Below are 15,128 nucleotides of genomic sequence, written 5' to 3'. Positions count from 1 at the left end.
AGAGAGAAAAGGTGATGAAGGTGGAAACAAAAGCAATGATTCACGTCATCGTGGCTACTGCTGAATGGGGAAAAGATCAATTGAGGTACAGACGGCATCGATTGGCTGAATTTTTAGCTGCTCAGGAAGAAACAAAGGAAGTCATCTGGGTCTGCCCGGCTCCGCGCACCCAAAGGATGGAATTTCAGCAAGTTCAATCCGGCATCCGGCAGTTTGCCGTAAAGGACTTGCTGCAAAAGAAAATGTTTCGCTTCGGACGCTATACCGATGTGTTTTATAAGCATAAGCTCTCACCTTTATTAGAAGAGCTGAAATCCCCTTCAGTCAGAGGTGAACGCTGCTGCTTATGGTACACGTTTCCCGGATTCCCGCTGCTGTCTTCACTGTACCCTTGGGATCAGGTGATTTATGATTGCAGTGACTTGTGGGCGGCGCCGATCAGCGGACGTTCCAATATGCTTTCCGAGTTCAGGCGGAAAGTCATCAAAACAGCGGAGCTGCGAATTATCGAGCGTGCCGATTCCATTACTTGTTCATCAGAGTACCTGCACAATGAAGTTGACAAAAAGCTGACAGCGGGACAAGAAAAGGTTCATACCGTTGAAAACGGTGTTGAATATGACCTGTTTTCTGAACATAAAGCGGTTCCCGATCGAAGCATCTTGCAGGGAAGAGAAGGGGCAGTACTGGGATTTATCGGCGGGATTAAACCAAAGCTGGATTTTAAATTGATTGAAGAAGCGGCTCTGAGAAAACCTGATTGGACATTTTTATGGGTCGGCCCGGACGCCACCAATGGTGACACAGCGTTTCAGGAGCTTCTGAAGCTTTCCAATGTGATATGGACGGGGCCGGCAGATCCGAAAGAAGTTCCGCACTTTATGGAACTGATTGATGTCGGTATTATGCCTTATAAAAAGTCGTCCTATAACCAAGCGGTTTTCCCGCTTAAGCTATTTGAATTTTTAGCAGCAGGAAAGCCGGTCGTGGGCTCTAACCTTCCGTCAACTTCTAAAATGCAAAAGCCGTATATTTACGAATATATGGAAGGCAATGACCATAATGATTTTATAACTGCGTGCGAGAAAGTGCTTGAAAAAGACGGAGACGAGACATACAAAGAGATGCGGCGAAACATTGCCCGCACACAAGATTGGAATGTTTTATTCAAACAAATCATGAAATATACAGGGATTCAAAAACATGCGTAGTCCTTTAATTGGGATGCGCGTTTTTTGATTATACGTGTTTCTTTTTGATGAAGCTTGTTATAATAACTAAGGAGAAGGTATAATGGAAGGAACGGTTCTCTATATAAATAAAGACTTCATATAATTCCAAAGGAGACTTCTTTATGCTTGACGAACGCATGATTCGCATTGTTGTTGCGTTTATTGTCTCGCTGCTAACGGTTTTAATCATAACCCCAATCGTAAAAAGGATTGCGATTAAAATAGGTGCAGTTGATCAGCCCGGCAATCGAAAAGTACATGATAAAATCATGCCCCGAATGGGCGGGCTGGCCATATTTATCGGGGTGGTTACAGGCGTGCTTGTATCCGGTATATACACAGAAACAAGAATGACGGCTATCACAGTCGGTGCATTTATCATTATTGTGTTGGGAATTCTTGACGATAAATATCAATTAAGCGCAAAAGTTAAATTTATCATTCAATTAGCCGTAGCTATTATGATTGTAAGCACGGGCTTAAAAATGGACTTTTTCTCAGTACCTTTTTTAGCTGAACGATTTGAATTGGGCTGGCTGGCATATCCGCTGACTGTATTATGGATTGTCGGCATCACAAACGCGATGAACCTGATTGACGGATTGGATGGCCTTGCAGCAGGTCTTTCTGTTATCGGCCTGTCCACGATTGCAGTTATGGCGCTATCTGGCGGAAAAGTACTCATTCTGTCACTTTCATTAGTTGTTATCGCAAGTACGCTCGGATTTTTGTTCTACAATTTTCATCCGGCAAAAATCTTTATGGGGGATACGGGATCACTGTTTTTAGGGTATGTCATTTCCATTCTCTCATTGTTAGGGCTGTATAAAAGCGTAACATTGTTCAGTATTGTCATTCCGATTATTATATTAGGCGTGCCGATTTTTGACACAACATTTGCAATCATAAGACGGATACTAAACAAACAGCCGATTTCGGCGCCCGATAAATCACATATCCACCATAGGCTGATGGCCTTTGGCCTTTCACATCGGATGTCGGTCATTGTCATCTACCTGATTGGATTTATTTTCAGCATCAGTGCAATCGTGCTGAAAAGCGCTACAATTTGGCTTTCCCTGTTTATTATCTTTATCTTAATCATATTTATGCAAATAATAGCAGAAGTAACGGGACTCGTGAATGAACGTTTTAAGCCATTTACAAAATTCTATAAACGTCTTGTGAAAAGAAATTAAAACACCGGTTCTATGAGCCGGTGTTTTTTCTGCGTAAAAGAGCCCGATCCGTTAAAGGACCGGGCTTTTTTTCAATATGATGAGTCAGTTGTTGAATTTGTTGTGCCATTTGAGCTTGTGCTGCTGTCATTTGTGTAGCCGCTTCCGCTCGTAGTGCCGTCTGTTGCAGTGCTTCCGTCAGTGCTTGAACTGCCAGTGCTGTCTGATGTTGAGCTATTGGTACTGGAACTGTCAGTGCTTGAACTGCTCGTATCAGGATCATAATCTAAATGCTCTTGAAGCGTTTTTCTGACGTTTTCCAGATTCGCAGCATCCGGTTCAAAATAATATGTTAATTTAGGCCCTAAATACAAATCAGAACCAGTAATTGATAGTGTATCAATTTTCTTGCTGGTAAAGCCGCTGTAAATTTGCTGTAAGGCTAAGCCTTCAGTAATACGAATATTGGTTTCAACGTTTTCACTGGCTGTTTCTGCGATTTTATCAATTTTTGCAATATTGCTTATGTTGGACATCCGATCGATCAACGCGTTTAAAATTTGTTTCTGTCTGTCGTTACGGCCGAAATCTCCGCGTTTATCCTGTTTTCTCATGCGGGCATACGCCAGAGCTTCTTCACCATTTAAATGCATCTCGCCTTTTTTGAAATAAATCCGTTTGCTTTCGTCCACATCACTTTTTTCATCAAAGTCGAAAGGTACATCTACATCAATACCGCCAACCTCATTAATAACATCTTTAAATCCGTCAAAATCGACTGTTACATATTTATCGATTGGGATTTGCAAGAAGTTTTCAACAGTTTCAACAGTCTCATCTTTTCCGCCTTTGCTGTAAGCGGAATTGATCTTTGTTTTGCTGCCGGTTGTGTCACTTGCTAATTGCACACGTGTATCGCGCGGAATGCTCAGCATTTTCATGGTTTTATTTTTCGGATCAAGGGTAACTACAATAAGAGAGTCAGATCTCCCTTTTTGTCCTTTTGTCGCGTAATCTTCAATTCCCATAAATAAAATAGAAAATGGTTTTTTCTTCATATCTACAACTTTACTGCGAAGATTTGATTTATCTCCGCGGGAAAGCGCATCGTATGAATCATCCGCAGCGTTAATGGTTTTATATAGTTTATACCCTCCGAGACCTACAACTACCAATAATGCAAGGACGAACAACAACATAATCCTTTTTAAAATTTTTCTGCGTTTGCTCTTTTTCTTTTTGCGCACACGCACTCTAACGCGTTCAGCCATTATTCAGTCTCCTTTATGTGATTGACGGCTTTTTCAAGATACGTCAACTCTCCCTCTGTAATATCACTTTTTCCATTTGTTAACTCTGTCATCCACTCAGAAAACGATTGTGTTTCTTTTTCTTCTACATATGCTTCGAATTCTACGTTTTCTGCATAATGAATTTCTTTTAATAGAAAAGGTGATTCCCTTAATTCATTTTCAATCTTGCCAAGCCAAGTATAATCTGCGGAAGTATGCATAACCCTCATAAGCTTCCGTTCTACAACACCTATATGGTTTAATCCTTCAGACACTGACTTCCCATAAGCGCGGATTAAACCGCCTGCTCCCAGCTTTATGCCGCCGAAGTAACGCGTAACGACAGCACAAGTATCCTTAAGTCCGCGTTTTTTTAGCACCTCGAGCATAGGTACTCCTGCGGTGCCGCTCGGTTCTCCGTCATCATTGGCTTTTTGGATATGATCGTTTTCGCCAATTACGTAAGCTGAGCAATTATGAGTTGCGTTCCAGTGCTGTTTCTTTATTTTCTGTATAAATTCCTGTGCTTCTTGTTCGGTAGAAACACGGCTTAAATGACAGATAAAACGCGATTTTTCTATAACAATCTCGTGTTCTCCTGCTTCTTTCACAGTAAAATAGCTGTGCAGCATGCTTGCTGACCCCCTGCTAAGCATAAAAGACCGCCTATACAAATTCGTACAGTCTTTAGAATTTTTGTGCGTATTTTGTTATCATAAAGAGTAAGAAGGTACATAAAATTGTTTTTTTCTAGAATATACGCATTCTTTCATTATAATTCGACACAATTTGCAGATCAATTACATTTATAATAAAAATATATGACAACACCGTGACGGAGGGAAATTATGAATAAAACAAAGATGGATTCCAAAGTTCTGGACTCTATTTTGATGAAGATGCTGAAAACCGTTGACGGGAGCAAGGATGAGGTTTTTCAAATCGGGGAGCAGTCACGCCAGCAGTATGAACAGCTGGTCGAAGAACTGAAACAAATTAAACAGCAGGTTTATGAAGTCATCGAGCTTGGTGATAAACTTGAAGTGCAAACCCGCCATGCGCGAAACCGTTTATCCGAGGTCAGCCGCAATTTTCATAGATTCAGTGAAGAAGAAATCCGCAATGCTTATGAAAAAGCCCATAAGCTGCAAGTCGAACTGACAATGATCCAGCAGCGTGAAAAGCAATTGCGCGAACGCCGGGACGATTTGGAACGCAGACTGTTAGGCCTTCAGGAAATCATCGAACGCTCAGAATCACTAGTGAGCCAGATTACGGTCGTGCTGAACTATCTGAATCAGGATCTTCGGGAGGTTGGGCTGCTTCTTGCCGATGCGCAGGCAAAACAGGATTTTGGCTTGAGAATTATTGAAGCGCAGGAAGAAGAGAGAAAAAGAGTCTCGAGAGAAATTCACGACGGCCCTGCACAAATGCTGGCAAATGTTATGATGAGATCGGAATTAATTGAACGGATTTTCCGAGACCGAGGCGCTGAAGACGGATTCCAGGAAATCAAAAATCTCCGCCAAAATGTGCGGAATGCTCTTTACGAAGTGAGACGGATTATATATGATTTAAGACCGATGGCCCTTGATGACCTAGGCCTGATTCCAACTTTGCGGAAATATCTATATACAACCGAAGAATATAACGGTAAGGTGAAAATACATTTTCAGTGCATCGGCGATACGGAGGACAAACGACTCGCGCCTCAGTTTGAAGTTGCGCTCTTCAGACTCGCACAGGAAGCTGTATCCAATGCGTTAAAGCATTCTGGATCTGAAGAAATTACAGTCAAAGTTGAGATTACAAAGGATTTTGTGATTTTAATGATAAAAGATAACGGCAAAGGATTTGACCTGAAGGAAGCGAAAGAGAAGAAAAACAAATCATTCGGCTTGCTTGGAATGAAAGAAAGAGTAGATTTATTGGAAGGAACCATGACTATAGATTCAAAAATAGGTCTTGGGACATTTATCATGATTAAGGTTCCGTTATCTCTTTGACTATGATTTGTAAAATAGAGCCAAAAGGCATATTGACCGAATACCAGAGTATATAGAACAATAATACAAGGAGGCGTGGCTTGTGACTAAAGTAAACATTGTTATTATCGACGACCATCAGTTATTTCGTGAAGGTGTTAAGCGGATATTGGATTTTGAACCTACCTTTGAAGTGGTAGCGGAAGGAGACGACGGAGATGAAGCGGCTCGTATCGTTGAGCACTATCATCCTGATGTCGTGATCATGGATATCAATATGCCGAACGTAAATGGCGTGGAAGCTACAAAGCAGCTTGTAGAGCTGTATCCTGAATCTAAAGTAATTATTCTATCAATTCACGATGACGAGAATTATGTAACACATGCCCTGAAAACAGGTGCAAGAGGTTATCTGCTGAAAGAGATGGATGCTGATACACTAATTGAAGCGGTTAAAGTAGTTGCCGAGGGCGGTTCTTACCTTCACCCGAAGGTTACTCACAACCTCGTAAACGAATTCCGACGTCTTGCAACAAGCGGAGTTTCTGCTCATCCTCAGCATGAGGTCTATCCAGAGATTCGCAGACCATTACATATTTTAACAAGACGGGAATGTGAAGTGCTGCAAATGCTTGCAGACGGAAAAAGCAACCGCGGCATCGGTGAATCATTGTTTATCAGTGAAAAAACTGTTAAAAACCATGTCAGCAATATCTTACAAAAAATGAATGTAAACGACCGGACGCAAGCCGTGGTGGTCGCCATTAAAAATGGTTGGGTAGAAATGAGATAGCATGAAATTGGACTTGCCTTTTTGAGGCAGGTCTTTTTTTAGGCTTCTGTTTCCCTTACAATAGAGTCATAAAGTGATAAGGCAGGTAACGAAGCTATGAATATTGCAGTAGTAACAGATAGTACGGCATATATTCCCAAAGAAATGCGTGAACAAAATCATATACACATGATTCCTCTCCAGGTTGTTTTTGGGGATGAAACATATCATGAAGAAACAGAAATGGACTGGAGAAGCTTTTACCAAGAAGTGAAAAAGCATACAGAGCTTCCATCCACTTCTCAGCCTGCGATCGGCGAGCTGGTTGCTTTGTATGAAGAGCTCGGCAAGACATATGATGCGGTGATCAGTATTCATCTTTCTAGCGGAATTAGCGGGACATTCAGCAGTGCAGCTGCAGCGAATACAATGGTCGATAATATTGAAGTATACCCGTTTGACTCAGAAATCAGCTGTCTGGCTCAAGGTTTTTATGCTCTGAAAGCAGCTGAATTGATCAGAAATGGAGTGTCATCGCCGGAAGATATTATAAAAGAACTGGAAGAAATGAAAAAAAACGTTCGGGCATATTTTATGGTGGATGATTTAACACATCTTCAGCGAGGCGGACGATTAAGCAGTGCTCAAGCCTTTATTGGGAGTCTTCTCAAGGTAAAGCCTATTCTTCATTTTGACAATAAGGTAATTGTGCCTTTTGAGAAGATCCGCACACGCAAAAAAGCAATTTCGCGGATTTACGAGCTTTTAGATGAAGACGCGAGTAAGGGCATGCCGATGAAAGCTGCCGTTATTCACGCTAATCGAGAAGAAGAAGCATCGAGTATTATTGAAGAGCTCTCTGCAAAATATCCGCATGTTGAATTTTATAACAGTTACTTTGGTGCGGTTATAGGCACTCATCTTGGTGAAGGTGCAATAGGAGTCTGCTGGTGTTTTAAATAAATGATGAAATCTCCGTTTTAGAAGCGGAGATTTTTTTATATTCTTTTTTTAGCTGTTAGACAGAATATTTTCATTCCGGCATAATATCTCGCAAGGAGGCCGTACTATGCAGACTAAGACATCAGAATCGAACAGCCTATTCTCTAAAGAACTGCAGCAGCAGCTTCAGGGCCGTCATCTGCTGAGAACAGAAATCCCATTTTCTGACGAGATCATTAATTGGCATATCGAGCATGGTTATATATCTGCCGAGGTGTCTATATCAAAAAATAAATGGGGATATAGATGCAATAGATGCGGTCAAAATGATCAACAGTATTTTTCTTCGTATCATTCATCAGGAGAAGATAAAGTATACTGCCGCTCTTGTGTCATGATGGGCAGAGTGAGTGAGGATGTTTCTTTATATTCGTGGTGCAAGGAGGCAGAGGCAAACTGGAAGCCTATAAAACTGACTTGGGATGGAAAGCTTTCAAGCGGACAGCAAAAGGCCGCTGATGTCTTAATTGAAGCAATTTCGAAGCAAGAAGAGCTCCTTATTTGGGCTGTTTGCGGCGCAGGTAAAACTGAATTATTATTCCCGGGTATAGAATTGGCATTGAATTTAAGACTGCGTGTTTGTATTGCAACCCCGCGCACCGATGTTGTATTAGAGCTTGCTCCGAGACTGAAGGCTGCATTTCAGGGTGTTGATATTTCAGCTCTATACGGAGGAAGTGATGACAAAGGGCGTTTATCTCCGCTTATGATTTCCACAACCCATCAGCTTTTGCGCTATAAAGACGCATTCGACGTCATGATCGTTGATGAAGTGGATGCTTTTCCATATTCCGCTGATCATACTCTTCAATTCGCTGTTCAAAAAGCGAGAAAGAAAAACAGCACTCTTGTTTATCTAAGCGCAACACCTCCTAAAGAATTAAAAAGAAAAACATATAAAGGTGAGTTAAAATCCGTTCGCATACCGGCCAGATACCATCGGAAACCATTGCCTGAACCGCGTTTTCAGTGGTGCGGAAACTGGAAAAAGAAATTAACCCGAAACAAAATCCCAAATGCGGTAAAAAGATGGATAGAACAGCATGTGAAAGAAGGAAGGCCCGTTTTTTTATTTGTTCCTTCCATTTCTGTTTTGGAAAAGGCTGCTTCTTGTTTTAAAGATATGAATTATCGAACAGCGGCTGTACATGCGGAAGATAAGCTCAGAAAAGAAAAAGTGCAGCAATTTCGAGACGGTCAGTTTGATCTGTTAATCACAACAACAATATTGGAAAGAGGTGTCACAGTTCCTATGGTCCAAGCAGGCATCTTAGGGGCAGAATCGCCCATCTTTACGGAAAGCGCGCTTGTGCAAATCGCGGGAAGGACAGGACGGCATAAAGAACATGCAGACGGCGATGTCATTTATTTTCACTTCGGAAAAACAAAGAGTATGATAGAGGCAAGAAAGCATATAAAAATAATGAATGAATTGGCTCTAAAAAATAAATTGATAGACTAGTTAATATTAAAAAACATGATACAGTATACTCATATAACTAATGAGGAGCTGTAAAAATGCTTGTCAATTCAAAAGAAATCATGATGGAAGAACTTCTTGACCGATATATGGATCAGCTTCATATGACCTGCACTTGCCAAGTATGCAAAAATGATGTACTTGCACTTTCTTTAAACCAAGTAAGACCAGCTTACGTCACTGATTTAAAAAAGATTGCATATACGAAAGCTGAGTTGGTAGATAAACAGAAAAACACGGCTATGCTTGTGATTTTGGCTGAATCAGCTGCTGTGGTATCGGAGAAACCGAGTGATCAATGCGAAACGAGACAGGAGGAGGCTCTAAAAAACTGATCTGTCTATTATGTGATTCACAATTTTCTCAAGCTGTTTCATGGTGCTCACTATTCTTATTAAAACCTGACGACAGGGTCTGTCAGTCCTGCAGAAACAAATTACAGATCATCAAAGGGGCCATCTGTCCGCTTTGCGGCAGGCCTCAAACCGCTCATGAAGTGTGCGCGGATTGCGAGGCATGGAAATCAAGAATAGATGACGGCTTAAGGCTCAGTCAAAACCGTTCTGTTTACTTATATAATGACATGATGAAAGAAACGCTCGCCCGAATGAAATTCAGGGGAGATGCAGCAATAATAAGCGCTTTTAAAAATGACTTTTCCTCAGAATTCTCTGCTGTCTATCCAGATAAACGCCTTGTGCTCGTTCCAATTCCGTTAAGCGAAGAACGGAAAGCAGAACGCGGCTTTAACCAGTCACAAATGCTTGCTGAATGCTTAAACAGGCCCATCATCAATCCTCTCATCCGCCTGAATAATGAAAAGCAGTCTAAGAAAAAGAAAACGGAGCGCCTGCTTTCAGAGCATGTTTTTAAAACAAAAAACAGCTCGGTTGAGGGTATGGATATCGTTTTAATCGACGATCTTTATACTACGGGCGCCACTTTGCACTATGCTGCCCGCTGTTTATTGGAGAAAGGCAAAGCTGGTTCTGTGTCATCTTTTACCTTAGTGAGAAGCTAAATGATTCAATTTTTGTGCCGATATAATGTCTAGAAATTACTGCAGGCATATTAATGAATAAGGAGTAAACATGATGGGTGAACTGGCGAATTGTCCGAAATGCAATGCTTTATTTTTAAAAACAAAGCTGCAAACCGTGTGTCAGGCGTGTATTAAGGAAGAAGAAAAATCATTTGAGACTGTATATAAATTTTTAAGGAAACAAGAAAACAGGCAATCAACACTGAGCCGCATAACTGAGGAAACAGGTGTGGAGGAAGAGCTGATTTTAAAATTCATCAGGCAAAAGCGAATCCAAATCACTCATCTGCCGAACTTGGCATACCCTTGTGAAAGGTGCGGGACATCGATTAGGGAAGGCAAGTTCTGCAAGGCTTGCCAGTCCGATATAAAGGATCAAATAGATCATCTGAACCAAGAATCCGCATTGAAAACAGAACGGGAAAATAGTAAAAAAGACACATACTATGCCTATAATACCAAAAACAGCTGATTCCCTAAACTAACTGAAAACGCAGTCGATAAAAGGGTTAGATTGTTTAAAGACTGCAACGGAAAGCGAGAGGAATCCTATGAAAATCAATCAATTTGGAACACAATCCGTTAATCCATACCAAAAAAATTACGAAAAGCAATCAGTACAAAAAAATGCTGCACAGCCTAAAGATAAAATCGAAATTTCATCGCAGGCTAAAGAGCTGCAAAATGCATCCGACGCAGTCACTGGTTCACGCCAGGAAAAAATCGCGCAGCTAAAAGCGCAAATTGAAAACGGGTCATACAAAATAGACGCAAATCATATTGCAAAAAATATAATTAATTTTTATAAAAAGCAGTAAAAAAGGAGAAAGCCATGTCAGCAAAGCCAATTATTGAACAATTGAAGCGACTTTGCGTTCTGCATGAGCATTTGCTCACGCTGTCTGAGGAAAAAACGGAAGCGCTCAAAGCCGGCAAAACAAAAGAGCTTTCTAACATTTTGACAAAAGAACAAAAATATATTCAAGCAATCGAACAGACCGAAGATGACCGGATTAAAGCGGCTTCCGCTTTTCTTGGATACAGCGAAAATAACACTATTTCTGCTTGTATCGCCAAAACTTCAGGCAGTGAAAAGGAAGAGCTTGAACTTTTGTTCGAATCTCTTACTAAAGTTCTCGGGCGTTTAAAAGAAGTGAATAAGCTGAATAGACAGCTGACAAGAGACGCGCTGCAATTCATCTCTATTTCGTACGATATGCTGGTTCCTAAGGATAATAACTTTAATTACAGCAAACAGATTAAAGCTGAGCTTCCGAAGAGCAGCCGGCTGAAACTGTTCGATTCAAAAGCTTAGCGGAAAGGAATTCAGAATATGACATCTACCTTTATGGGGCTTGAAACTGCAAGGCGGGCGTTAAGCGCCCAGCAGGCAGCGTTAAGCACGACTGCAAATAACGTGGCAAATGCCAACACTGACGGTTATACAAGACAGCGAGTCTCGTTGGAGGCAACTGACTACTTCCCTGCTGTATCAAAAAACGCAGAAAAAACCGCGGGGCAAATGGGAACGGGCGTTCAAGGGAAGTCAGTTGAGAGAATAAGAGATATCTTTCTTGACTACCAATACCGTCTTCAAAACAATAGTGCCGGATACTACGACACGAAGGCCAAAGCTCTCTCCCAAATGGAAGGCATCTTAAATGAGACGGACGGCAGCGGCTTAAACAGTGTACTCAATTCGTTTTGGAATTCCCTTCAGGAATTATCGAATAATACAAACGAAGACAGTGCGCGTTCTGTTGTCGCTGAAAAAGGAAAAGCTCTAGCAGAAACGTTTAATTATCTTTCCGAATCACTTACAAATGTTCAATCGAACTTAAAAGCAGAGCTAGATACTACGGTGTTGGATGTCAATTCGGTGCTTTCCCAATTAAACAGTTTAAATAAGCAAATAGCTCAAGTTGAGCCGGTCGGGCTTCTGCCAAATGGTTTATATGATCAGCGAGATTTGCTGATCGATAAATTATCCTCAATGGTTGATATTAAAGTCAGCTATAACAAATCAGGCGGTAATGCACTTGCTTCTGCTGAAGGAACCGTATCAATTGAAATCCTTGATAAAAATAAACAGTCACTGGGAACTGTTTTGGACGGTGAAAATTACGAGGTTTCAGAACTTGCAGCCAACTATGATAATGAAACTGGTTTAGTATCAAGTATTTCAATCGGAAACACTGCTCTACAGGCTGAGTCATTCAGCAGTAAGGGATCTCTTTTAGGATTTATAGAGTCTTACGGGTATGTATCAGCAGGCGGCGATGAAAAGGGCACATATCCGGACATGCTATCAGATCTCGATAATATGGCACTTGAATTCGCGAAAGCTTTCAATGAGGTGCACCGAAATGGTTTGACTAAGAGCGGCGAACAAGGCGGGGACTTTTTTGATTTTACCGGCGGTGAAACTGAACCGGCAAAAGGAGCGGCGGGCAAGATTAAAGTAGCTGCCAGCATATCAGATTCAAGCGGCGCGAATATTGCTTTCTCACTGACTGGTGCAGCCAACGATAATTCAAATGCAACAAAATTAGCGAATGTGTTAACAGGTGATATAACCATTAATGGTAAAAAGACAAGTGTGCTAGATTACTATTCAGGTCTGATTGGCGAGCTGGGGATCAAAGCTCAAGAGGCGAATCGGCTGGCATCTAATACAGAAACACAGCTGAATGATGCAGACATAAACCGTCAGCAAATGAGCGCTGTTTCTTTAGATGAAGAAATGACCAATATGATTCAATTCCAACACGCATACAATGCTGCCGCAAGAATGGTAACGTTACAAGACGAAATACTTGATAAAGTAATTAATGGCATGGGTGTCGGGGGAAGGTAGGTAGATCAAATGAGAGTAACACAAGGGATGATTCAGCAAAACTCATTGAGATATATCGGTTCAAGCTACTCAAAGCTGGATAAACTTCAATCACAGATTTCTTCCGGAAAAAAAATCTCAAAAGCTTCCGATGATCCAGTAGTAGCTATGAAAAGCTTAAAGTATAATACGCAATTATCTCAAGTTCAACAATACCAAAGTAATGCTTCTCAAGCCTTTACCTGGCTTGAAAACACAGAAACAAACATTACTGAAGGAATTGACATTATGTCAAAGGTCAGAGAGTTAGCTGTTCAAGCTAAGAATGACACAAATGGTGGAGCAGAATTGCAAGCTATTGGTGTAGAAGTAAAACAATTAAAAGAACAGCTCTTAAATATTGCTAATACACAAGTGAACGGCAGATATATCTTCAATGGCACTAATTCAGATACACCTCCAGTTAAAGACAACGGCGACGGAACTTATACGATTTCTGATACGGCTGACGTTATTGTCAATATATCGGATAATATGTCATTAAAGGTAAACTCAGATCCGAAGGCAGCCTTTGGCGGTACTTCTGGAAGCGGACAAAATGTGTTTGAAATGCTTAATTCATTTGAGACAGCACTTAATTCAGGCTCTTTGGACGATGTGGACAGCGTTTTAGATGATATTGGTCAATTTTCTGACGGTATGAGCGCAGAGCGATCTGATCTCGGAGCGAGATATAATCGTCTTGAACTGATTAATACAAGACTCGCATCTCAAGAAGAAACAGCTACAAAAGTATTGTCTGACAATGAAGATGTAGAACTGGAAGAAGTCATAACGGAATTTATTGCCCAGCAAAGTGTACATAGAGCTACCTTAGCTGTAAATGCGCAAATTGTTCAGCCTACATTAATCGACTTTTTAAAGTAAGCGGCTCTCAGGAGTTCGCTTTTTTTATAGTTTAGGAGGTAGAGTGATGCAAATTCCCAGATTGATTATGCATAGTGTTCAAGGGAAAATTGGTTTAACAACGACGCCCGCCAGCTTAAAAATGGAGCAGCCGCAAGCCGACCTGGAGATTGAACAGCCAAGCGCGGAAATGGAAATATCGGTGACACCTGGAAAACTTACGATTGACCAGACGCAAGCATGGGAAGAATTAGACAGAAAGCATGTATTCAAAAGAATCGAGGAAGCTGCCCAACAAGGGCATGAGGATGTAATGGAAGGCATAGCCCGTACTGCAGAAGAAGGCGACGAGCTTATGAGAATTGAAAATAAGGGGAACCCAATCGCTTCACAAGCAAAGAGGAACTCTGAGATGCACCAAATTCAATTAGGAGAACATTATACTCCTTCTCTTTCAAGGGTGAAAATACAATATACCCCATCACAGCTTGATATTCAGATTACGCCGCGAAAGCCTGTTATTCAGGCTGAACCGCGTAAACCAATTGTTGAATATACGCCGGGAAATGTTAAGGTTGACATGCTCCAATACCCTGATTTAAATATAGAGGTAGAAAACCTAAAAGAATCACTCGAAAAGTAAAAAGAAAAGGATCGTGAACAATGATCATTCATACTAAATACCATGGCCAAATGAACGTAAAAGAAGAACAAATCATTCTTTTTGAAAACGGGATTCCGGGCTTTTTAGAAGAAAAACAGTTCGTCATTCTTCCGCTTTCAGAAGACTCTCCATTCGTGGCGCTGCAGTCCGTCACTTCAGAGAATCTTGCGTTCATCGTTGTAAGTCCGTTTATCTTTTTTAAGAATTATGAATTTGACCTTGATGAATCAACTGCTGAACTTTTGGATATCGATAATATTGAAGACGTAGAAGTCATGACATTATTGACCATGGCAGAGCCATTCGAAAAAACGACTGCTAATTTATTGGCTCCTATTATTGTGAATCGCAAGAACATGCTGGCTAAGCAAGTCGTTTTACACGACTCCCCATATACGACAAAGCATCCGATTGGAGGAGAATCATGCTAGTTTTATCGCGGAAAATAAACGAAGCGATTCAAATAGGTGCTGATATTGAAGTAAAAGTGATTGCGGTTGAGGGTGACCAAGTAAAAATTGGAATTGAAGCCCCAAAGCATATTGATATTCACAGGAAAGAAATTTACTTGACCATTCAGGAAGAAAATAACCGTGCGGCAGCGTTATCCAGCGATGTGATCTCCGCATTATCCTCACAAAAAAAGTGAGGATTTTTTTTATTTTTGTATTAACAAAATCACAGACAATCCGATATTAATGATGTAGCCGGGAGGAGACGCAAACACTTCGCCAGTTAC

Annotated in this window: 18 protein-coding genes; 16 read left to right on the top strand and 2 right to left on the bottom strand. The window is 41.0% G+C overall.

What is annotated here, in order from left to right; all coding sequences use genetic code 11:
• The first annotated feature begins 20 nt into the window (after positions 1–20).
• The gene (gene tuaH / locus P3L57_RS17640) at positions 21–1,211 is read left to right on the top strand and encodes a teichuronic acid biosynthesis protein TuaH (protein WP_083244510.1); all 1,191 of its coding nucleotides are present in this window, start codon (positions 21–23) and stop codon (positions 1,209–1,211) included.
• Positions 1,212–1,354: 143 nt separating this feature from the next.
• Positions 1,355–2,431, top strand: coding sequence for a glycosyltransferase family 4 protein (locus P3L57_RS17635; protein WP_044159481.1), 1,077 nt, complete (start codon positions 1,355–1,357; stop codon positions 2,429–2,431).
• A gap of 71 nt (positions 2,432–2,502) precedes the next feature.
• On the opposite strand, the gene P3L57_RS17630 is transcribed toward P3L57_RS17635, so the two are convergent.
• Positions 2,503–3,681 carry an LCP family protein gene (locus P3L57_RS17630; protein ID WP_059292434.1) on the bottom strand — a complete coding sequence of 393 codons (1,179 nt, stop codon included), beginning with the start codon at positions 3,679–3,681 and terminating at the stop codon, positions 2,503–2,505.
• Positions 3,681–4,334: a YigZ family protein gene (locus P3L57_RS17625; protein ID WP_044159478.1), complete on the bottom strand. Its 654-nt coding sequence runs from the start codon at positions 4,332–4,334 to the stop codon at positions 3,681–3,683. The genes P3L57_RS17630 and P3L57_RS17625 overlap by 1 nt, the downstream gene beginning before the upstream one ends.
• A 216-nt stretch (positions 4,335–4,550) precedes the next feature.
• Here P3L57_RS17625 and degS point away from each other — a divergent pair, with 216 nt between their 5' ends.
• The 14 genes from degS (at position 4,551) to csrA (ending at position 15,038) form a co-directional block, all read left to right on the top strand.
• Complete coding sequence (gene degS, locus P3L57_RS17620) at positions 4,551–5,708, top strand: two-component sensor histidine kinase DegS (RefSeq protein ID WP_024123030.1); 1,158 nt, start codon at positions 4,551–4,553, stop codon at positions 5,706–5,708.
• Between the two features lie 82 nt (positions 5,709–5,790).
• Positions 5,791–6,480 carry a two-component system response regulator DegU gene (degU, locus tag P3L57_RS17615; protein ID WP_003219701.1) on the top strand — a complete coding sequence of 230 codons (690 nt, stop codon included), beginning with the start codon at positions 5,791–5,793 and terminating at the stop codon, positions 6,478–6,480.
• A 96-nt stretch (positions 6,481–6,576) separates the two neighbouring features.
• On the top strand, positions 6,577–7,422 hold the full coding sequence (locus P3L57_RS17610; RefSeq protein WP_059335045.1) for a DegV family protein: 846 nt from the start codon (positions 6,577–6,579) through the stop codon (positions 7,420–7,422).
• Between the two features lie 106 nt (positions 7,423–7,528).
• Positions 7,529–8,923, top strand: coding sequence for an ATP-dependent helicase ComFA (gene comFA / locus P3L57_RS17605; RefSeq protein ID WP_069486849.1), 1,395 nt, complete (start codon positions 7,529–7,531; stop codon positions 8,921–8,923).
• A 56-nt stretch (positions 8,924–8,979) separates the two neighbouring features.
• Complete coding sequence (gene comFB / locus P3L57_RS17600) at positions 8,980–9,276, top strand: late competence protein ComFB (RefSeq protein WP_069486850.1); 297 nt, start codon at positions 8,980–8,982, stop codon at positions 9,274–9,276.
• Entirely contained in the window at positions 9,240–9,962 is a 723-nt protein-coding gene (locus P3L57_RS17595; RefSeq protein WP_044159461.1) for an amidophosphoribosyltransferase, read from the top strand. Before comFB ends, P3L57_RS17595 begins: the two co-directional genes overlap by 37 nt.
• A 73-nt stretch (positions 9,963–10,035) precedes the next feature.
• Complete coding sequence (locus P3L57_RS17590) at positions 10,036–10,455, top strand: TIGR03826 family flagellar region protein (protein WP_024123026.1); 420 nt, start codon at positions 10,036–10,038, stop codon at positions 10,453–10,455.
• A gap of 79 nt (positions 10,456–10,534) precedes the next feature.
• Complete coding sequence (gene flgM, locus P3L57_RS17585; protein WP_044159458.1) at positions 10,535–10,801, top strand: flagellar biosynthesis anti-sigma factor FlgM; 267 nt, start codon at positions 10,535–10,537, stop codon at positions 10,799–10,801.
• A 14-nt stretch (positions 10,802–10,815) separates the two neighbouring features.
• Positions 10,816–11,298 (top strand): flagellar protein FlgN, encoded by a 483-nt coding sequence (gene flgN / locus P3L57_RS17580; protein ID WP_010332064.1) that lies wholly within the window; start codon positions 10,816–10,818, stop codon positions 11,296–11,298.
• An 18-nt stretch (positions 11,299–11,316) separates the two neighbouring features.
• On the top strand, positions 11,317–12,840 hold the full coding sequence (gene flgK / locus P3L57_RS17575) for a flagellar hook-associated protein FlgK (RefSeq protein ID WP_044159457.1): 1,524 nt from the start codon (positions 11,317–11,319) through the stop codon (positions 12,838–12,840).
• A gap of 9 nt (positions 12,841–12,849) precedes the next feature.
• Positions 12,850–13,746 (top strand): flagellar hook-associated protein FlgL, encoded by an 897-nt coding sequence (flgL, locus tag P3L57_RS17570; RefSeq protein ID WP_044159454.1) that lies wholly within the window; start codon positions 12,850–12,852, stop codon positions 13,744–13,746.
• Positions 13,747–13,792: 46 nt separating this feature from the next.
• Positions 13,793–14,368, top strand: coding sequence for a DUF6470 family protein (locus tag P3L57_RS17565; protein ID WP_044159452.1), 576 nt, complete (start codon positions 13,793–13,795; stop codon positions 14,366–14,368).
• A 20-nt stretch (positions 14,369–14,388) separates the two neighbouring features.
• Positions 14,389–14,820 carry a flagellar assembly protein FliW gene (fliW, locus tag P3L57_RS17560; RefSeq protein WP_024123020.1) on the top strand — a complete coding sequence of 144 codons (432 nt, stop codon included), beginning with the start codon at positions 14,389–14,391 and terminating at the stop codon, positions 14,818–14,820.
• Positions 14,814–15,038 (top strand): carbon storage regulator CsrA, encoded by a 225-nt coding sequence (gene csrA, locus P3L57_RS17555; protein WP_010332059.1) that lies wholly within the window; start codon positions 14,814–14,816, stop codon positions 15,036–15,038. Before fliW ends, csrA begins: the two co-directional genes overlap by 7 nt.
• The last annotated feature ends 90 nt before the right edge of the window (positions 15,039–15,128 follow it).

This window comes from Bacillus sp. B28 (genome assembly GCF_029536185.1).
Taxonomy (GTDB): Bacteria; Bacillota; Bacilli; order Bacillales; family Bacillaceae; genus Bacillus; species Bacillus halotolerans.
This window is presented reverse-complemented; position numbering and strand designations above follow the sequence as displayed.

Excerpts from the sequence above, each read along its gene's own strand:
- P3L57_RS17635 (WP_044159481.1), top strand. The coding sequence starts at position 1,355 with ATGCTTGACGAACGCATGATTCGCATTGTTGTTGCGTTTATTGTCTCG.
- P3L57_RS17630 (WP_059292434.1), bottom strand. The coding sequence starts at position 3,681 with ATGGCTGAACGCGTTAGAGTGCGTGTGCGCAAAAAGAAAAAGAGCAAA.
- P3L57_RS17625 (WP_044159478.1), bottom strand. The coding sequence starts at position 4,334 with ATGCTGCACAGCTATTTTACTGTGAAAGAAGCAGGAGAACACGAGATT.
- degS (WP_024123030.1), top strand. The coding sequence starts at position 4,551 with ATGAATAAAACAAAGATGGATTCCAAAGTTCTGGACTCTATTTTGATG.
- P3L57_RS17610 (WP_059335045.1), top strand. The coding sequence starts at position 6,577 with ATGAATATTGCAGTAGTAACAGATAGTACGGCATATATTCCCAAAGAA.
- comFA (WP_069486849.1), top strand. The coding sequence starts at position 7,529 with ATGCAGACTAAGACATCAGAATCGAACAGCCTATTCTCTAAAGAACTG.
- comFB (WP_069486850.1), top strand. The coding sequence starts at position 8,980 with ATGCTTGTCAATTCAAAAGAAATCATGATGGAAGAACTTCTTGACCGA.
- P3L57_RS17595 (WP_044159461.1), top strand. The coding sequence starts at position 9,240 with ATGCGAAACGAGACAGGAGGAGGCTCTAAAAAACTGATCTGTCTATTA.
- P3L57_RS17590 (WP_024123026.1), top strand. The coding sequence starts at position 10,036 with ATGGGTGAACTGGCGAATTGTCCGAAATGCAATGCTTTATTTTTAAAA.
- flgM (WP_044159458.1), top strand. The coding sequence starts at position 10,535 with ATGAAAATCAATCAATTTGGAACACAATCCGTTAATCCATACCAAAAA.
- flgN (WP_010332064.1), top strand. The coding sequence starts at position 10,816 with ATGTCAGCAAAGCCAATTATTGAACAATTGAAGCGACTTTGCGTTCTG.
- flgK (WP_044159457.1), top strand. The coding sequence starts at position 11,317 with ATGACATCTACCTTTATGGGGCTTGAAACTGCAAGGCGGGCGTTAAGC.
- flgL (WP_044159454.1), top strand. The coding sequence starts at position 12,850 with ATGAGAGTAACACAAGGGATGATTCAGCAAAACTCATTGAGATATATC.
- P3L57_RS17565 (WP_044159452.1), top strand. The coding sequence starts at position 13,793 with ATGCAAATTCCCAGATTGATTATGCATAGTGTTCAAGGGAAAATTGGT.
- fliW (WP_024123020.1), top strand. The coding sequence starts at position 14,389 with ATGATCATTCATACTAAATACCATGGCCAAATGAACGTAAAAGAAGAA.
- csrA (WP_010332059.1), top strand. The coding sequence starts at position 14,814 with ATGCTAGTTTTATCGCGGAAAATAAACGAAGCGATTCAAATAGGTGCT.